At 72.4% G+C, this 17,269-nt stretch carries 13 protein-coding genes; 4 read left to right on the top strand and 9 right to left on the bottom strand.

Annotated features, from left to right (window positions below; all coding sequences use genetic code 11):
• Positions 1-1,552, top strand: a 1,552-nt coding sequence (locus tag ABZ721_RS36340; protein WP_358793067.1) for a DEAD/DEAH box helicase, incomplete at its 5' end; no start/stop codon positions are given.
• Positions 1,549-2,880, top strand: coding sequence for an SWIM zinc finger family protein (locus tag ABZ721_RS36335; protein ID WP_358793066.1), 1,332 nt, complete (start codon positions 1,549-1,551; stop codon positions 2,878-2,880). The genes ABZ721_RS36340 and ABZ721_RS36335, both read left to right, overlap by 4 nt.
• Before the next feature lie 33 nt (positions 2,881-2,913).
• Here the strand turns inward: ABZ721_RS36335 and ABZ721_RS36330 are convergent, their stop codons facing one another.
• Positions 2,914-3,777, bottom strand: a complete 864-nt coding sequence (locus tag ABZ721_RS36330) for an SGNH/GDSL hydrolase family protein (RefSeq protein ID WP_358793065.1) — start codon at positions 3,775-3,777, stop codon at positions 2,914-2,916.
• Between the two features lie 156 nt (positions 3,778-3,933).
• Between ABZ721_RS36330 and ABZ721_RS36325 the strand changes: the two genes are divergently transcribed.
• Positions 3,934-5,175, top strand: coding sequence for a helix-turn-helix domain-containing protein (locus ABZ721_RS36325; RefSeq protein WP_358793064.1), 1,242 nt, complete (start codon positions 3,934-3,936; stop codon positions 5,173-5,175).
• Between the two features lie 65 nt (positions 5,176-5,240).
• Here ABZ721_RS36325 and ABZ721_RS36320 read toward each other — a convergent pair whose 3' ends face one another.
• The 5 genes from ABZ721_RS36320 to ABZ721_RS36300 form a co-directional block, all read right to left on the bottom strand.
• A complete protein-coding gene (locus ABZ721_RS36320) occupies positions 5,241-6,491 on the bottom strand; it encodes an MFS transporter (protein WP_358793063.1) in 1,251 nt (416 codons plus the stop codon).
• A 121-nt stretch (positions 6,492-6,612) separates the two neighbouring features.
• Complete coding sequence (locus ABZ721_RS36315; protein WP_358793062.1) at positions 6,613-7,125, bottom strand: GNAT family N-acetyltransferase; 513 nt, start codon at positions 7,123-7,125, stop codon at positions 6,613-6,615.
• A 14-nt stretch (positions 7,126-7,139) separates the two neighbouring features.
• On the bottom strand, positions 7,140-8,474 hold the full coding sequence (locus ABZ721_RS36310) for a DUF6271 family protein (RefSeq protein WP_358793061.1): 1,335 nt from the start codon (positions 8,472-8,474) through the stop codon (positions 7,140-7,142).
• Positions 8,471-9,502, bottom strand: a complete 1,032-nt coding sequence (locus tag ABZ721_RS36305) for a phytanoyl-CoA dioxygenase family protein (protein WP_358793060.1) — start codon at positions 9,500-9,502, stop codon at positions 8,471-8,473. Before ABZ721_RS36305 ends, ABZ721_RS36310 begins: the two co-directional genes overlap by 4 nt.
• 106 nt (positions 9,503-9,608) lie before the next feature.
• Positions 9,609-10,886: a type III PLP-dependent enzyme gene (locus tag ABZ721_RS36300; protein ID WP_358793059.1), complete on the bottom strand. Its 1,278-nt coding sequence runs from the start codon at positions 10,884-10,886 to the stop codon at positions 9,609-9,611.
• Between the two features lie 955 nt (positions 10,887-11,841).
• Here ABZ721_RS36300 and ABZ721_RS36295 point away from each other — a divergent pair.
• Positions 11,842-12,288, top strand: coding sequence for a hypothetical protein (locus tag ABZ721_RS36295; protein WP_358793058.1), 447 nt, complete (start codon positions 11,842-11,844; stop codon positions 12,286-12,288).
• A gap of 151 nt (positions 12,289-12,439) precedes the next feature.
• On the opposite strand, the gene ABZ721_RS36290 is transcribed toward ABZ721_RS36295, so the two are convergent.
• The 3 genes from ABZ721_RS36290 to ABZ721_RS36280 form a co-directional block, all read right to left on the bottom strand.
• A complete protein-coding gene (locus ABZ721_RS36290; RefSeq protein WP_358793057.1) occupies positions 12,440-13,624 on the bottom strand; it encodes an ice-binding family protein in 1,185 nt (394 codons plus the stop codon).
• A 289-nt stretch (positions 13,625-13,913) separates the two neighbouring features.
• Positions 13,914-16,304: a phosphoketolase family protein gene (locus ABZ721_RS36285; protein ID WP_358793056.1), complete on the bottom strand. Its 2,391-nt coding sequence runs from the start codon at positions 16,302-16,304 to the stop codon at positions 13,914-13,916.
• A 199-nt stretch (positions 16,305-16,503) separates the two neighbouring features.
• Positions 16,504-17,235 (bottom strand): response regulator transcription factor, encoded by a 732-nt coding sequence (locus ABZ721_RS36280; RefSeq protein WP_358793055.1) that lies wholly within the window; start codon positions 17,233-17,235, stop codon positions 16,504-16,506.
• Positions 17,236-17,269 lie beyond the last annotated feature (34 nt).

The following is a 17,269-nucleotide window of genomic DNA, read 5'->3' as shown; positions in this document are numbered from 1 at the left end:
CCTCTCCCCCGCCCCCCCGCCCGCCCCCCCCGCCGGCGGGGTGCGGGCGGGCGTCCGCGCGCCCCTCGCGGCGCCGGCCGCCCCCCCCGGGGGCGCCCCCGGGGTCGCGGAGCCCCCGAAGGCCCTGGCCGCGACCCTGCGCGACTACCAACTGCGCGGCCTGACCTGGCTGCACCGGATGACCTCCCTCGGCCTGGGCGCCTGCCTCGCCGACGACATGGGCCTGGGCAAGACCGTCACCCTGATCGCCCTCCACCTGCGCCGCCAGGAAGCGGACGCGAGCGCGGGACCGACGCTGGTGGTCTGCCCCGCGTCGCTGCTGGGCAACTGGGAGCGCGAGATCCGGCGCTTCGCACCCGACAGCGCGGTCCGCCGCTTCCACGGCCCCGGCCGCGATGTGGAGGGCCTGGACGCGGGCGCCGGCGGCGGCTTCGTGCTGACGACCTACGGGACGATGCGCCGTGACGCGGGCCGCCTGGCGCGGCAGCCGTGGGGGCTGCTGGTCGCCGACGAGGCGCAGCACGTGAAGAACCCGCACGCGCACACCGCGCAGGCGCTGCGCACGATCCCCTCGCGCGGGCGGGTCGCGCTGACCGGGACCCCGATCGAGAACAACCTGTCCGAGCTGTGGTCGCTGCTCGACTGGACCACCCCCGGCCTGCTCGGCACCCTCACCGCCTTCCGCGAGCGCTACGCCAAGGCCGTCGAGGGCGACCGTGACGAGCAGGCCGCCGCCCGGCTGACCGCGCTCGTCCGCCCCTTCCTGCTGCGCCGGCGCAAGTCCGACCCCGGCATCGCGCCGGAACTGCCGCCCAAGACCGAGACCGAGCAGCCGGTCCCCCTCACCAAGGAGCAGGTCTCCCTCTACGAGACGCTGGTGCGCGAACTCATGGCCGAGATCCAGGAGAAGGAGGGCATCGCGCGGCGCGGGCTGGTGATGAAGCTGCTCACCGGCCTCAAGCAGGTCTGCAACCACCCGGCGCAGTTCCTGAAGGAACCGGCGGGCGCGCGGCTGCCGGGCCGTTCGGGAAAGCTGGAACTGCTGGACGAACTGCTGGACACCGTCCTGGCCGAGGACGGATCGGTCCTGGTGTTCACCCAGTACGTCGCCATGGGCCGGCTGATCGAACGCCACCTGGCCGACCGCGGTGTGCCGAGCCTGTTCCTGCACGGGGGCACCACCGTCGCCCGCCGCCAGGAGATGGTCGACGCGTTCCAGGCCGGCGAGCGGAAGGTGCTGCTGCTGTCCCTGAAAGCGGCGGGCACCGGGCTGAACCTGACGCGGGCCGGCCACGTCGTGCACTACGACCGCTGGTGGAACCCGGCCGTGGAGGACCAGGCCACCGACCGCGCCTACCGCATCGGGCAGACCCAGCCCGTCCAGGTCCACAAGCTCATCGCCGAAGGGACCGTGGAGGACCGGATCGCCGAGATGCTCCGCCACAAGCGGGAACTGGCGGACTCGGTGCTCGGCTCCGGCGAGGCGGCGTTCAGCGAGCTGAGCGACAGCGAACTGGCCGAGCTGGTCACCCTGCGCGGGGCCGGACGATGAGCCGGCGCACCCCGCCCGGGCCGGGCACGACCCCCGCCCGCACCTTCGACGCCCTCCCGCCCACCCGGCGCAGCCGGGCGCCCTTCGCCGAGTCCTGGTGGGGCCACGAGTGGCTGCGCGCCCTGGAGGAGTCCTCGCTGGACAGCGGCCGTCTGCAGCGCGGCAGGACCTACGCGCGCGGTGGTGCGGTCGGCGCCGTCACCGTCGCCGCGGGCGCCGCCACCGCCCCCGTGCAGGGCAGCCGCCCGTCGCCCTACCGCTGCCGGGTGCGGGTCACGCAGCTGACGGCCCGGCAGTGGGACCGGCTCCTCGACATGATCGCCGAGCGGGCCGCGAACATCGCGGCGCTGCTCGACGGCGAGATGCCCGCGGCCCTCGCGGACGACGCGGCGGCGGCCGGCGTCCCGCTGCTGCCCGGCCCCCGGGACCTGGACCCCCAGTGCAGCTGCCCCGACTGGGGCTATCCCTGCAAGCACGCCGCCGCCCTGTGCTACCAGCTCGCCCGCCTCCTGGACCGCGACCCCTTCGTCCTGCTGCTCCTGCGCGGCCGCGGCGAGCAGGAGCTGATGGACGAACTCGGCCGCCGCAACTCCGCCCGCGCCGCCGTCGAAGCCGCGGCGAGCGCCGGTGCGGTCGTGGACGCACCCCCGGCCAGGACCGCCGATCCCGCCGCGGCCGCCTTCGCCGCCCGCACCGCGCTGCCGCCCCTGCCGCCGCCACCGCCCGTGCCCGAACGGCCCGGCCGCGGCCCCGCGCTGGTGGACACGGCCGTCCCCGCGCCCGGCGTGGACCCCGCCGGGCTCGAACTGCTCGCCGCCGACGCGGCGACGCGCGCCCACCACCTGCTCGCCGCGGCCCTCGGCGCCGGCCATGCCGACACCGCCCCACCCGCGCCGCTCACCGCATGGCAGGACGCCATCCGCCTCGCCGCCGCCCACCCCACCGCGGAGGTCCTCGACCGCATCGCGTCGGCCTGCGCCCGCACCCGCGACGAGGTCGCCGCCGCCGCCCGCGCCTGGCGGCACGGGGGCGCGGCGTCCCTGTCGGTCCTCGACGAGGCCTGGACCCCGCCCCCGGGGGTGCTGGCCCGGGCGCTCGCCGCCGTGCGCGAGGAGTGGCCCGAGGCCATCGCGCTGCCGCGGCTGCGCACCTGGCGCAACCGCTGGACCGTCGAAGGCCGCTTCGCCCAGGTCCGCTACGGCCGCGACGGCCGCTGGTATCCGTACACCAACGACGGCCGGACGTGGTGGCCGGCCGGGCCCCCCGACCCGGACCCGGCCGTCGTGCTGACGAGTCTGCTGCGCCCGGAGGCGGGCGCCCGCACCTGATCCCCAGCGGGACGGGCCGCTGTCAGGCAGCCGTCAGAGCGCCGCTCGCACGGTCTCGGCGAGGGCGGTGCCGAAGGCCGCCGAGCCGGCGGCGTTCGGGTGCAGGGGCAGCGCCGGGCTGCTGGGGACGAGGCCTTCGAGGTAGCGGGTTCCGGCGGGGGCGCAGCTGTCGTGTCCGGCGCTGAGGGGGGCGGTGTCGACGAACACCGCGTCGTGGGCGGCGGCCTGGGCGCGCAGCGCGTCGCCGAGCCTGTTGACGGAGCCCTGGATGTACGTCGCGTCACGGGCCCAGATCGGCTGGCGGGGGAAGCAGCCGCCGTCCTGGATGTAGCTGCCGTAGCCGACGACGAAGACCTTGGCGTGCGGGGCGCGGCGGTGGATCTCGTCGAGGGCCCGGCCCAGGGACGGAGCCCAGCGGTCGATGTCCGCCGCGATCTGGTCGCGCCCGCCGGCGGTCAGGCGGTCGGCGCAGCTGGTGCCGACGGGTTCGGGGAGCAGGTTCACGCAGCTGATCGCCCGGGTGACCAGATCGGTGTCGTTCCCGCCGATGGTGAGGCTGACGACGTCGGTGGTCTCCGACAGCGCCTGGTACTGGGGCGGCACGAGGCCGAACTGCCGGCCGCCGAAGTCGGTGACCTTGGCGCCGGAACAGCTCACGTCGGTGAGCCGGGCGCCCAGCGCCCGCGCCGCGACGTGCGGGTAGTTCGACAGCGAGCGCAGGCAGGCGAGGTTGGCCGGGTCGGGCTGCGGCACCAGGGGAGCGGCGGCGAAGGAGTCACCGAGGGCCACGTACTCCAGCGGCTGCGCCGACTGCGCCTGGGCGGGGCCCCAGGCACCGGCGGCTATCAGTCCGGCGCAGCCGAGGGCGGAGGCGAGGAGGCGGGAGAGCCATGTCATGCGAGCTCCAATGCTGGGAACGGAGGCCGGCGGCGCGACCGTGCGGCGGCCGCACACCGTCCTCCGTGTTACTGGCAGGTAAACCGTGGCATCATGCTCGCGCACGACGAATCGCCGGGAATACAGGACCGGAACCAGCCTCAGCGCGGAGAAGTTGTGACGGATGACAAAGGCCCCAGCACCCCGCGCAGCGCCGAACTGGACGTACCCGGGTGGCTGACGGCGAACCTTCCCCGCCTCATCAAGGCCGTGGTCCATGAGCTGACGGCACAGATCCCCGCCTACCAGACACTGCCCCGCGAGGAACTCGGCGGCGACATCAGCTACGTCGTCGGGCAGAACCTGCGCGCGTTCATCGCGGTGCTGCGCACCCGCTCCCTGCCGGACGAGGACGAACTCGCGCACCTGCGGGTCTCGGCGGCCCGCCGGGCGGAGGAGGGGGTCCCCGTCGAGGTCGTCCTGACCGCCTACCACCTGGGCGCGCAGAAGGTCTGGGAACTGCTCGCCGCCGAGGTCGGCCCCGAGGTCATCGCCCGCCTGCCCGAACTGCCCACCTTGATCCTGCGCTACCTGCAGCGGGTCGTCCCCGCGGTCGCGGCCGGCTACCTCGAGGCCCGCCAGACGATCCACGGCGAGGAGGACGCGGCCCGCCACACCCTGCTCTCCGCCCTGCTGAACGGCACGGACGCCGAGGAGACCGCGACCCGCCTGGGCCTGCAACTCCCGCCCGCCTACCTCGTCCTGGCGCTCGCGACGGGCACCCACCCGGACGAGACCACCGCCGGAGTCGACCCCGCCATCGCCGGCCGCCGCAAGGCCCGGCGCCTGCTGACCGAACTGGAGCGCCACACCCGCACGCAGATCCTCGCCGCCCTGACGGCCGACGGCGGCATCGCCCTCATCCCCTGGCCCGTCGCCCCGGACCACCTGACCGACGCCGACTGGCAGGGGCTCACCACCCTGGTGGCGGCCCTCAGCAGGTCCGTGGGCGCCGCCGTGACCGCGGGCGCGGTCTGCGCCGCACCGGCGGGCGTCGCGGAAGCGGCCTCACTGGCCCGCGAAGTCCTCACCATCGCGCAGGCCTTCGACCGGCCCCCCGGAGCCTACCGCCTGGACGACCTGCTGCTCGAATACCAGCTCTCCCGCCCCAGCCGCGCCCGCGACGGCCTCGCCGCCCTCCTCGACCCCCTCGCGGACAGCCCGGAGATCCTCCGGACCATCGACGCCTACCTGCGCCTGGGCAGCCGCCGCCCGGTGGCGGCGCATCTGCACATCCACCCCAACACCGTCGACTACCGCCTCCAGAAAGCCACCACGCTCACCGGCCTGGACCCCACCCGCCCGGCCGACATCACCCTCATCAAAGCCTCCCTCGCCGCCCGCCGCGACCGGCCCTGACCCCCACCACCGGAGCGGTCAGCCGGAACGCCGACGGGACAAGACCCTGCGCCCCCTCGTTCCGCTCACAGGGCGGTGGCAGGGTCCGCCGCCTCCTGCTGGGGTTGGTCATGCTGTGTCAGGGCGGGCCAGCGGATCTGGGTGGCGCATACGGCGACCAGGGCCGCCGAGGCGGCGACGGCTGCCATGCCCCAGGTCAGGTTGGTACCGCTCGCGATGAAGCCGATCACGGGCGGGCCGGCCAGCAGGCCGATCGTGCCCATCGCGGCGACCAGGGCCAGTGCGTCCGGGCCCTGGCGGGCGGCGGCGACGTAGACGCACGGCGTGACGGCCGCGACGCCCAGGCCCACGCAGGCGAAGCCCAGCAGGGCGGGGAGCACGCCGCCGGCCAGCAGGGCGACCGCCAGGCCGGTTCCCGCGAGGGCGCTGCCGGCCACGACGATCCGTCCGTCGCCCCAGCGGGCGCGCCAGCCGTCGGCGAAGATGCGGGCGAGCACCATCATTCCGGAGACCACGGCGATCCCCAGCGGTGTCACCTTCGGCCCGGCCTCGGCGATGTCCTTGAGGTAGAGGGACGACCAGTCGTTCATCGCGCCCTCGGTCACGGTGCCGAAGACCATGGCGAGGCCCATCCAGATGGTCACCCGGGACGGCAGGACCATCCGGCGCTTCGGCTTCTCCGCCTGCTCAGCCGGCTCCGCCACCGCGTCCGCCACCGCGTCCGTCTCGGGGACGGCCTCCGGCTGCTGGTCCTCGGTCAGCAGCCCGGACTGCGTCAGGCCCACCGCGAGCAGCAACAGCACCGTGGCCGCCACGAAGTGCACCGCCAGCGAGGACGTGAACAGGTTCACGCCGACGGCCAGCAGCGCCGCCGCGAGCGAGCCCGCGCTGAACGTGGCGTGGAACCGGGCCATCACCGTCCGCCCGTACGCGACCTCGAGCGCGGCCCCCTGGGCGTTCATCGCGACGTTGAGGAAGCCCACCGCCACGCCGTCCAGGCAGATGACGAGCAAGGTGACCGGGTAGTTCGGCGTCAGGGCCAGGACCAGCAGGATCAGGCCCAGGGCGAGGGCGGACACCAGCGCCAGCAGCCGGGAGCCCAGGCGCTTCATCGCCAGCGGGACCAGCGGGAAGGAGATGACCGCCCCCGCGCCGCCCGCCATCAGCAGCAGGCCGACCTGCGCCTCGCTCAGGTCGAGGTGCGTCTTCAGCGCGGGCAGCCGCGAGACCCAGGTGGCGTACTGGAACCCGAGGAAGAGGAACAGCGCGGCGATGGCCAACTGCGCTCTGCGGAAGGGGTCGTGCATGCGAAACATGAGTGGATCAGCCTACTTCGTCCGACGATGGAGATCCGCGCGGCGGATCCGCTGGGTACTTCTGTCCCGGTCCCGGTCCCGGTGTCCGGTTCCTGACCTGGGCCCGCTCCGCGGGGCCGCGTTACAGCGCCTTGGACATGTAGACGGCCTCCGTGCCGTAGCTCTCGGGAAGGCCGACCTCCGCCTGGGCGACCCAGCCGAGGCGGCGCCACAGCACGTGGCTGCGCTGGACGGCCACCATGGAGATCCGGTCGTACCCCTGCGCCCGTGCCTCCTGCTCGATCTGCCGCACGAACAGCGGTGTCAGGCCCCGGGCGCGGAGCGCCTCGGTGATCACGAAATCGTGCGCGTGCAGATTCGCGGACGCGTAGCCGGACGTCTCCGTCAGCGTGAGGTCCGGGCACCGGCCCGACGGGTAGGGAAGGGCCAGCAGGTAGCCCCCGAACTGCCCGGCGTGCTCCAGCACGAAGCAGGTGGCCGGCGAGACGCGGCCCCGGGAGCGCAGCACCTCCCGTCCTTCGGACAGGCCGCTCTCGGCGTAGGCGCGGGCCTCCAGCGCCACGACGTCGTCCCAGTCGGCTTCCTCCAGCCGGCGGAGGCGGACGGTGTCCCCAGTCAGGGTGTCTTCAGCCACGGTGTCGGTCATGGTCATGCCCTTCCGGAGGTCCGGCCGACGGCCCGGCTCGCCGTCACCAGCGGACGCCACGCGTCGATCAGCAGCGCGAAGTGCTCGATGTCGGCCTGGGCCCGGTCGAGCAGTTCCTGCCGCAGCGGCAGCAGGTGGTCGGCGAACTCGGCGTACTTGCCGCCCAGGTGCCGGTAGCAGCGGTCGATGGCGTCCAGCCGCCGGACGTTCTCCGCGCGGTCCGCACCGGCGGTCCGCCGGGCGAATCCGGCGATCGTGGCGGCGCGCACCCGGTGCTGCGGGTCGAGCAGCGCCGGGCCGGCCTCCTCCAGGTCGAAGTAGACGGGGTGGAGGTAGAGCATCGACAGCAGGAACTTCACGAACCGCAGCTGGTACGCGGTGAACCCGCTGCCGGTCCGCCGCTCCGGTGTGTAGAAGTTGACGATGTGGCGGTTGTGCACGACCGCGGGGAGCGGGGCGTGGCGGACGACGTGCAGGAGGAAGTAGTCGCTGCCGATGGTGTCGGTGGCGGGCGGCAGCGGGACGCGCTCGTACAGCTCGCGGTCGAAGCCGATGTTGCACATGTCCAGCCGCCAGATGTCCGGGACGTCCAGGACCGACCGGTCGACGCTGAACGGCTCGGTGCCCGCGCCGATGAACGACTCCTCGACCAGGCCCTGGACCTCCTCCTGCGGCCACTCGGGCGGGGCCCACAGGCTGACCACGTCACGGTAGACCGCGGGGTCGATCTCCTTGATCTCACCGACGTCGACCGACAGTTCCCCCACGAAGGAGCCGCCGACCATGGAGACCGGCTTGCGTCCGTGCACCGGGTCCAGGGCGTTCTCGGTGACGCCGTCGGCCGCCTCGGCGCCGGACCTGCCGAGGGACAGCAGCTCGTGGTGGATCGGGAAGACGGGCTCGCCGTCCAGGGTCTGGTAGCCGCTGTCCGAGTCCCGGCGGTGGATCGACGCGCAGCCCAGGGCGGCCGCGAGCAGGAAGGCCCGGTTGGTGCAGGCGCCGTAGGAGACGGCGTCCGGGAGCATCAGGTCGAGCAGCAGCTCGGGCTCCGCGTGGCCGGAGCGCCCGATCACCTCCCGCAGGAAGGCGCGCTGCCGCTCCTCGTCGAAGTGGTGCACGATCACGTTCGGCACGGCGGGGAGCACGTCGACGGCCTTGGCGTGGTCGGCGAACGTCGCGTCGTCGGAGGAGTCGAGGATCAGCAGGTGGACCTCGACGTCGAACCGCCCGGCGGCGTAGGCGGCCTCCGCGCCGATGTCGGCGATGGTCGCGGTGCAGGCGCGGTTGGTGGGGAGGGTGAGGCAGATCCTGCGCGGGCTGCCGGGGCCGCGGCTCACTGTCCGGACTCCGCTCCGTGCCAGGAGGTGAGGCCCAGCAGCTTCTCCCCGAGCTCGTCGAGTTCGGCGGTCTTGTAGCGGAGCGACTCGTGCGTGACGGCGTCGCCGACCAGGGTCCCGTTCCAGTCCGGGGTGGAGAGGTTCTCCCAGGAGCTGATCCGGGAGCGGCGTATCTGCTCGCTCTTCTCCAGTGCGGGCATCATCGAGAGGTACTGGACCGCCCGGACGCCGCGCTCGGAGGTGTTGCGGGCGACGCCGTGGGCCAGGGCGCCGTTCCAGATCAGCAGGTCGCCCGCGGCCAGCTCCGGCCGGACCACCGGGTACTCGTCCCGGTCGACGGCGGGCCGGATCGGGTCGCGGTCGGCCGGCTGGCCGAGCTTCCACTCGTCGAAGCGGCGGAACAGCTCGGGGTTGCACTGGAAGCCGCCGTGGTCGGCCTGGGTGTCGGTGAGCGCGATGATGCCCTGGACCCGCTGCGGGATCACGCTGAGGGTGCTGTCGATGTCCCAGTGGAGTTCGATGTCGAAGCCCGTCTCCGTGGGCTCGATGATGGCGCGGTCGCGGTTCTTGATGTTGGGCGGGTTGAGGTTGAGGCGGTCGAGGCTGACCCACAGCTCCTCGCAGTCCCAGACGTCGGCGAAGGCGTCGTAGACGCGCCGGCTCTGCCGGCTGTCCCAGAGCAGCTGGTGGTGGTACGCCTCGACGAAGCCGTAGACGTGCAGGTGGCGGTCGAGCTCGTCACGGTAGGGCCGCGGCTCGTACCAGGTCTCCGGGTCGTCGGGGTCGAGGTCCTGGAAGGCGAAGGCGAAGTCCAGCAGGCGCTGCGCGGACTCGGCGGGGATCGCCTCCTTGACCACGACGTAGCCGTAGGTCCGCCAGAAGGCGAAGTCCTCCTCGGAGAGCACGCGCAGGGGCTGCTCCTTCTCGAGGTCCCTGAGCGGGGTCGGCGCGAGGTACGTCTCGCCGTCCGCGCTGAAGTACGGGCGGCGCGAGGCGGCTCGGTGGAGGTACTGATCGTGGGCCGGCATGTGTGCACTCCAGAAAACCGGATGGGTGGGGAGGGGATGAGGGTGGGGGCATGCGTACTGCGGCTCCCCGGCCGCACGGGCGGCCGGCGGAGCGGGCACGCGGGGGTCAGGCCGGACGACTCGCCCCGTCGCCCGCCGGCGCGAGAGCCTGCGGCTCGCCGGCTGTCCAACCGCAGGGAAGCGGATCGAAGCCGTTGAACCCCTGCGTCATGTAACTGGTCGCGTAGGCACCGCTGGACAGGATCCACACCGGATCGCCGGAGGCGACCGCCCGCGGGACCCGCACGCGGCTGTGTCCCTGCGCGTAGGCGTCGTCGCTGTCGCAGCTGGGGCCGGCGACGACGGCCGGAACGTCCTCCCCGTCCGGGTGGGACGGAAAGACCAGCCGGTACTGCAGCTCGTCCATCTCGTACAGGCCGTTGAACTTCCCGCAGCTCAGATAGAGCCAGTACTCGCGCTCGCCGCCGAGCTGCCGGCGTGACGACAGCCGCAGCACGTGCGCCTTGATCGCGCCCTGGTCGGCGACCAGGTAGCGGCCCGGCTCCATGACGAAGTCCAGCGCGGATCCGGAGAGCTCGCGCAGCCGCTGCATGCCCTCGCGGATCACCAGGAACATCTTGTCCAGCGGCGGGTCGAGCGGGTTGCCGCGCCGGTCCAGGTAGCCGAGGGCGGGCAGGCCGCCGCCGAGGTTGACGTGGTCCAGCACGATCCCGCTGTGCCGCAGGTCCGCCATCACGTCGCCGATGCGCTCGAAGGCCTCGGCCCAGGCGTCGGTCGTCATCTGCTGCGAACCGACGTGCACCGACAGGCCGGACGGTGTCAGGCCCGCCGCCCGCGCGGCCTCCAGGACGAGCGGCGCGTCGTCGGCCGAGCAGCCGAACTTCCGGCTGAGCCCCCAGAGCGCGCCGTCCCCGCTGGTGGCCAGCCGGCAGAACACCCGGGAGCCGGGAGCGTGGGCGGCGATCGCGGCGACGTCCTCCAGGCTGTCCGTGGCGAAGTCCCGGATGCCCAGGCGGTACGCCTCGGCGATGTTCCGGTCGGACTTGACGGTGTTGCCGTAGTGGATCCGGTGGGCCGGCACGCCGGTCCTGACCGCCTGCGCGATCTCGTTGGGGCTCGCCGCGTCGAATCCGGCGCCGTGCGCCGCCAGGTGCGCCAGCACCTCGTCGACGGGGCACGCCTTCATGGCGAACCGGACGTCGATGCCGGGCAGTTCCTCGACCAGCGACCGGTACCGCGCGCCGATCCCGGCGAGGTCGTAGATGATCCGGTCCTCGGACTCGGCCGCGAGGGCGGCGCGCAGAGCCGCGCTGACCGGCGGGCCGGCCGGCCGGTGACCGTGGCCCGGGCTTACGTCCGATCTTGATATGTGTTGGCGTGCCATGTCTCTCTCCGCAGTTGGTTCAGGTTCTCGTTCAGTGCGAAGGCGGACATCTTCGCGAGTCCCCGGACCGACCGGACGGCAGCGACGGGCGCGGGTATCGGTCGGACGCGGTCATGCGGTCCTTCCAGAGTGGGATCGTGGAACGTGGGTCTTCGGCGGCGAGACGGATCGAGGGCACAGCAAATCCAGGGCCGACTGCCGATGTGGTGGTCAGATCGTGCTCATGCTCGTACGCGTGCTCATGTTCGTGTTGGTGCTCGTTCTTTGCGGTGCCCGTGACGATCGAAGAGCCGCGAACCGCACCCTCCGAGGGGTTGACACGCGCACGAACCCTGGCCCCAACATTGGACTAGACCACGTTTCGACGTCAACCCTTTGCGGTGGGCAACTCGGCTTGTTGGACGGCAATTTGAGCCCATGCGTTGCGTCGCGGCAAATATGTGACGCTGTGTGATGTCCGCTGGTCAGAAAGTTAGATCGATGGGTGCCACACGCACGAACGCCCCGGCGGGAAGCTCGGCTCGCTACGGGCCGAGCGAGCGGATCGCGCCGGGTTGCCGAGGCGTCGAGTCGTCAACATGGGAGGTGCCCTGTGCTGGCGCCATTCCGCTGCCACCAAGTAGCGCTTATCGCAAGGACTTTCAGGCCATTATTAGGTATTTCAAACTACTTAAGGCCATTTCGTGATCAAAACGTACAGTCGTGAGCAAATCACTGCCTAAGGTGTGGCTTGTCAGGCGGAGATCTTCTTCGGCTGCACAACGAAAGGCACCTCATGCGCTGTACGCGCACTACCGCCATTCACCAAACCCTCCTCGTCGCCGCGCTCGCTGTCGCCGGCCTCGTCGCTACCCCTGTCCTGGCCTCGGCATCGGCGCAGTCCGCCGGCAGCAGCGCTCGGACCCACATCAGCCTGGGCGTTCTCGGACTCCCCGGTGGCAACGGAACCAACGGCGTGGGAACCAACAGCGGCCTCGGCGGCCTGGGCGGTACCGGTGGCGCGGCCGGCGCCAACGGCAACGGCGGCAACGGCGGTAACGGCGGCAACGCCGACGGCAGTTCGAGCGTGGGCGGGGCCGGCGGTACGGGCGGCGCCGGCGGCGCCAACGGCAACGGCGGGGCCGGCGGCGCGGGAGGCGCGGCCACGCTCGGCGGCACGGGTGGCAAGGGCGGCGTAGGCGGGGTCGGCGACGCCGGGACCGGCATCGCCGGCGGCAAGGGCGGCAAGGGCGGAGCCTCCACAGCGGGAGGCGGCCACACGGGCGGCAAGGGCGGCGCCGGCGGCGCGGCCAGCCCGGTCTGCCCGGGCAAGCCCGGGGGCGACGGCACCGCGGCCACGTTCGGTGCCGACGGTACCATCGGTGCCACCGGCGCTGCGGGGAACACCACCCTGCCCTGCTGAGCACACCACATCACCGGCGACGGGCCCGTTTCCCATCCCTTCCGGGGTGGGGAACGGGCCCGTCGTCCGCGCGGCCTGCCGGCAGGCAGAGTCCGGTCACGACTCGGATGCGGGCACAAGCGTGGTGCTGCGCCCGGTCACCGGATCGGTCTCAGTGAGCGGATCCGTAGCCGCCCTGCGGTGCGCCCTGGCCCTGGTGGGCCGGAGGCTGGTCACCGTAGCCACCGCCGCCGTGTCCGCCGTGGTCGCCGCCATGGTGGCCGCTGTGGTCATCGCCCGGGTAACCGCCGCCGGTCTGGCCGCCGTTGTCACCACCCGGGTAGCCGCCGCCGGTGGTACCCGCCGTGGGACTGCCGGTGCTGCCCACCGTCGCGTTGCCCGTGGTTCCGGCGATGAGACCGCCGGGAGTGCCTCCGATGAGGCCACCGGTCAGGACCCCGCCGAGCAGACCGCCGCCGTTGGTGCCTCCCGAGGTGACCCCAGCGATCAAGCCGCCTGTCGAGCTTCCGGCGGTTGTGGTGCCACCGGTCGTCGTGCCACCGGTCGTCGTGCCGACGATCGTTCCACCGGTGATCACGCCGCCGGCGGTACTGCCCGCCGAGCACGTCGCCCGGGTGATCCTGTTGGTGTCCAGCGACACCGTGCCGTTGCGGGCCAAGGCCCGGCCGTCGATGCTCGCACCCGTGGTCGCGCTGATCGACGTCAGCGCCAGGATGGTGCCGACGAAGGTGGAGTTGGTACCGAGGGTGGCCGAACTTCCGACCTGCCAGAACACATTGCACGGCGCGGCACCGTTGATGAGGACGACCCGGCTCGCCGAAGCGGTCGTCAGACCCGAGCCGACCTGGAAGACCCAGACCGCATTCGGGTCGCCCTGGGCATCGAGGGTGAGAGTGCCGGTGAGGTTGAGTGTGGAGGACGCGGTGTAGACGCCCGGAACCAGGGTGAGGCCGCCGGCGTCCGGGGGAAGGGCGCTGTCCGTGGCCTGCCCGGCGGCATTGTTGTAGGCCGCGACCAAGTCGCTCTTTACTTGGAGTGCGACCCCGTCCGCGGAATGCTGGGTGCCGTTCACCTGGCCGGGCGGGAACCCGGTGATCGACGTACCCGGACTCACGCCGAGATCTCCGGTGATCACCGAAGGACCGGTATTGGTGACCGACTCGCCGGCCAGTACCGCGAAACTCTCCGCCGTTGCCAACGGCACGGGTGTGGCGGTGGCCTGGGCCGGGCTGGACGCCAGAGCGACCATGACCGCGGCCATGACCGCGGCGATCACCGTCGCGATCCAGGCGGAGATGATGCGTGCATTGGGAACTGCGGGGGCATTCGGTGTCATCGAGGGGCCAACTCCTTGGTGTGGTGGTGGCGCGATCGGTGCTCCTTTGCCAATGGGGGCGCCGACTTCTTTCATCGGCATATTACGGAGTCATGCGACGCATCAGGAATGGCATTTGGGTGACGTGGGAATGCGACTCGGGTGCATCTATTCTGCGATGAGAATATGAACTCTTTCGTGAAAGGGGACTTCGTGCGGGCGGATACCGCATCGCGGTATCCGCCCCCTGCCGTGCGCTGATCCGGACGCCGGGCCGTCCGGTCGGTGCGGCTGATCGCCGCGGTCGTCGTCAGCCGGTCCAGGTCCAGTCCGCGACCTCCGGCAGGTCCACCCCGTGTTCACGGATCCAGGCGTGGTGGCGCAGCCGGATGTCCTCCATGGCCTGGCGGACGGGGGCGGCGCGGACCGCGAGGCCCGGCACCCGGTCGATGACGTCCATGACCAGGCGGTAGCGGTCGAGGTCGTTGCGGACCACCATGTCGAAGGGCGTGGTGGTGGTGCCCTCCTCCTTGTAGCCGCGCACGTGCAGGTTCGCGTGTCCGGCCCGGCGGTAGGCCAGCCGGTGGATCAGCCACGGGTAGCCGTGGTAGGCGAAGACGACCGGCCGGTCGCGCGTGAACAGGGCGTCGTAGTCGGCGTCGGGCATGCCGTGCGGGTGCTCCTCCTGCGGCAGCAGCCGGGCCAGGTCGACCACGTTCACCAGCCGCACCCGCAGGTGCGGCAGGTGCTCGCGCAGCAGTTGCGCGGCGGCGAGGACCTCCAGCGTGGGCACGTCCCCCGCACACGCCAGCACCACATCGGGTTCGCCGGTGCCGTCCTCGGTGCCGGCCCACTCCCACACACCCGCGCCACGGGCGCAGTGCGCGCGGGCCTGGTCCAGGGCGAGCCAGTCGAAGCAGGGCTGCTTGCCGGCCACCACGACGTTGACGTAGTCACGGCTGCGCAGCACGTGGTCGGCCACCGCCAGCAGCGTGTTGGTGTCCGGCGGCAGGTAGACCCGCACGACTTCGGGGCTCTTGCTCAGGACGTGGTCGATGAAGCCGGGGTCCTGGTGCGAGAACCCGTTGTTGTCCTGCCGCCACACGTGGGAGGTGAGCAGGTAGTTCAGCGAGGCGATGGGGCGGCGCCACGGCAGCCGCCGGGTGACGCGCAGCCACTTGATGTGCTGGTTGACCATGGAGTCGACGATGTGGACGAACGCCTCGTAGCAGGAGAACAGGCCGTGCCGGCCGGTCAGCAGGTACCCCTCCAGCCACCCCTGGCAGGTGTGCTCGGAGAGGATCTCCATGACCCGGCCGTGCCGGTCCAGGTGTTCGTCGACCGGCAGGGTCTCGCCCTGCCAGGCCTTGCCGGTCGCCCGGTAGACGCTCTGCAGGCGGTTGGACGCGGTCTCGTCGGGGCCGACGAGGCGGAAGTCACGGCGGTCCGAGGTCGCCTCCATGATCGTCTCCAGCAGGTCGCCGAGGACGTGGGTGGGCTCGTGGAGACTCGCGCCGGGCTTGTCGACGGGAACGGCGTACCGCTCCAGGGCCGGGAGCGGCAGGTCGCGCAGCAGCAGCCCGCCGTTGGCGTGCGTGCTCGCGCCGAGTCGCTGTGCGTCGTCCGGCACGCACGCCAGCACCTGGTCGCGCGGGCGGCCGTGCTCGTCGAACAGCTCCTCCGGGCGGTACGACTTGAGCCACTCCTCCAACTGCCGCAGGTGCTCGGGGTTGTCCCGTACGCCGGACAGCGGCACCTGGTGCGCGCGCCAGGTGCCCTCCACCGGCAGCCCGTCGACCTCGGCCGGACCCGTCCAGCCCTTGGGGGTGCGCAGGACGATCACCGGCCACCGGGCGCGTTCGCCGATGCCCTCCTCACGGGCGGTGCGCTGGATGAGTGCGATGCGGTCCAGGGCGGAGTCCATCGCCCGGGCCATGGCATGGTGCACCTGCGCCGGGTCGTCCCCGGTGACGTGGATCGGCTCGTGGCCCAGTCCGTGCAGCAGGTCGTCGAGTTCGGGCTCGGGGATCCGGGCCAGCACGGCCGGGTTGGCGATCTTGTAGCCGTTCAGGTGGAGGATCGGCAGGACCGCCCCGTCGTGCACCGGGTCGAGGAACTTGTTGGAGTGCCATGAGGCCGCCAGCGGGCCCGTCTCGGCCTCCCCGTCGCCGATGACGCAGGCGACCAGCAGGTTCGGGTTGTCCAGGGCGGCGCCGTAGGCGTGGGAGAGCGAGTAGCCCAACTCGCCGCCCTCGTGGATCGATCCGGGGGTCTCCGGGGCCACGTGGCTGGGGACCCCGCCGGGGAACGAGAACTGCCGGAAGAGCTTGCCCATGCCCGCGGTGTCCCGGCCGATGTCGGGATACGTCTGGCTGTAGGTGCCCTCCAGCCAGGAGTTGGCCAGCACCGCCGGCCCCCCGTGGCCCGGCCCCCACACGCACAGCGCGTCCTGGGAACGTGCCTTGACGACCCGGTTGAGGTGGGTGTGGACGAGGTTCAGGCCGGGCGAGGTGCCCCAGTGGCCGAGCAGCCGGGGTTTGATGTGCTCCGGGAGCAGGGGTTCGGCGAGCAGCGGGTTGGCCATCAGGTAGATCTGGCCGACGGCCAGGTAGTTCGCAGCGCGCCAATGCGCGTCCAGCGCGGCCAGTTCGGCGGCCTCGAGGTAGGTGTCGGTGGGCGTTGCTGAGCTGGTGCCAGGCATGTGCGTCTCCTCCGCGGACGCCGAGGCGGCGTCGCCCTCAGCCTGGGGTGCGGCAGTACCGCACCTCTTGGGCCGATGAGGGACATTCGCAGGGCCGAACGGCCCTCACGCCCCTGCACCCCCGGTGAACGGGCAATCCGGCGCCCGTCGGGGCGGCCGTCACCGCCCCGACCGTCCGGGCCTGCTCCGCGTCACGGGGTCACCGTCGGTGTCCGGCCCCGTGCCGGCCCTCCTGGTCCAGGCGGTCCGGTCGGTCCAGGCGGTCCTGCGCCTGGGTGGCGATCACGGCGGCCTGGACCCGCCGTTCCACTCCCAGCTTGGCGAGCAGCCGTGAGATGTGGTTCTTGACGGTCTTCTCCGCGAGGAAGAGCCGCTGTCCGATCTGCCGGTTGGTCAGACCCTCGCCGACCAGGGCCAGGATCTGCCGCTCCCGGTCGGTCAGGGTGGGCAGTGCCACCAGTTCCCGCGCCGGTTCTGCCCCGCCGCGCAGGTTGGCCATCAGCCTGGCGGTGGCACTGGGGTCGAGCGTGGACTGCCCGGACGCGACGGTGCGGACGGCCGAGACGAGGTCGGAGCCGCGGATCTGCTTCAGCACGAACCCCGCGGCGCCGGCCATGATGGCGTCGAGGAGCGCCTCCTCGTCGTCGAAGGACGTGAGCATCAGACAGGCCAGGTCGGGCATCCGGGAGCGCAGCTCGCGGCAGACCGTCACGCCGTCACCGTCCGGCAGCCGCACGTCCAGCACGGCGACCTGGGGGCGCAGGGCGGGGACGCGGATGAGGGCGTGCTCCACGGTCCCGGCCTCGCCGATCACCGTGATGTCCGGTTCGTCGTCCAGCAGGTCGCGCACGCCGCGGCGCACCACTTCGTGGTCGTCGAGCAGAAAGACCGTGATCCCGGCCGTGGGGTCGGGATGGTCGCCGTCGGACATCAAGAGCTCCTGAATCCCGCGCCGGGATCCCCGT

Origin of the sequence: Streptomyces sp. NPDC006733, from assembly GCF_040636125.1 — a bacterium.
Taxonomy (GTDB): domain Bacteria; phylum Actinomycetota; class Actinomycetes; order Streptomycetales; family Streptomycetaceae; genus Actinacidiphila.
The sequence above is the reverse complement of the archived record's forward strand: the minus strand, read 5'-3'. Positions and strand labels throughout refer to the sequence as shown.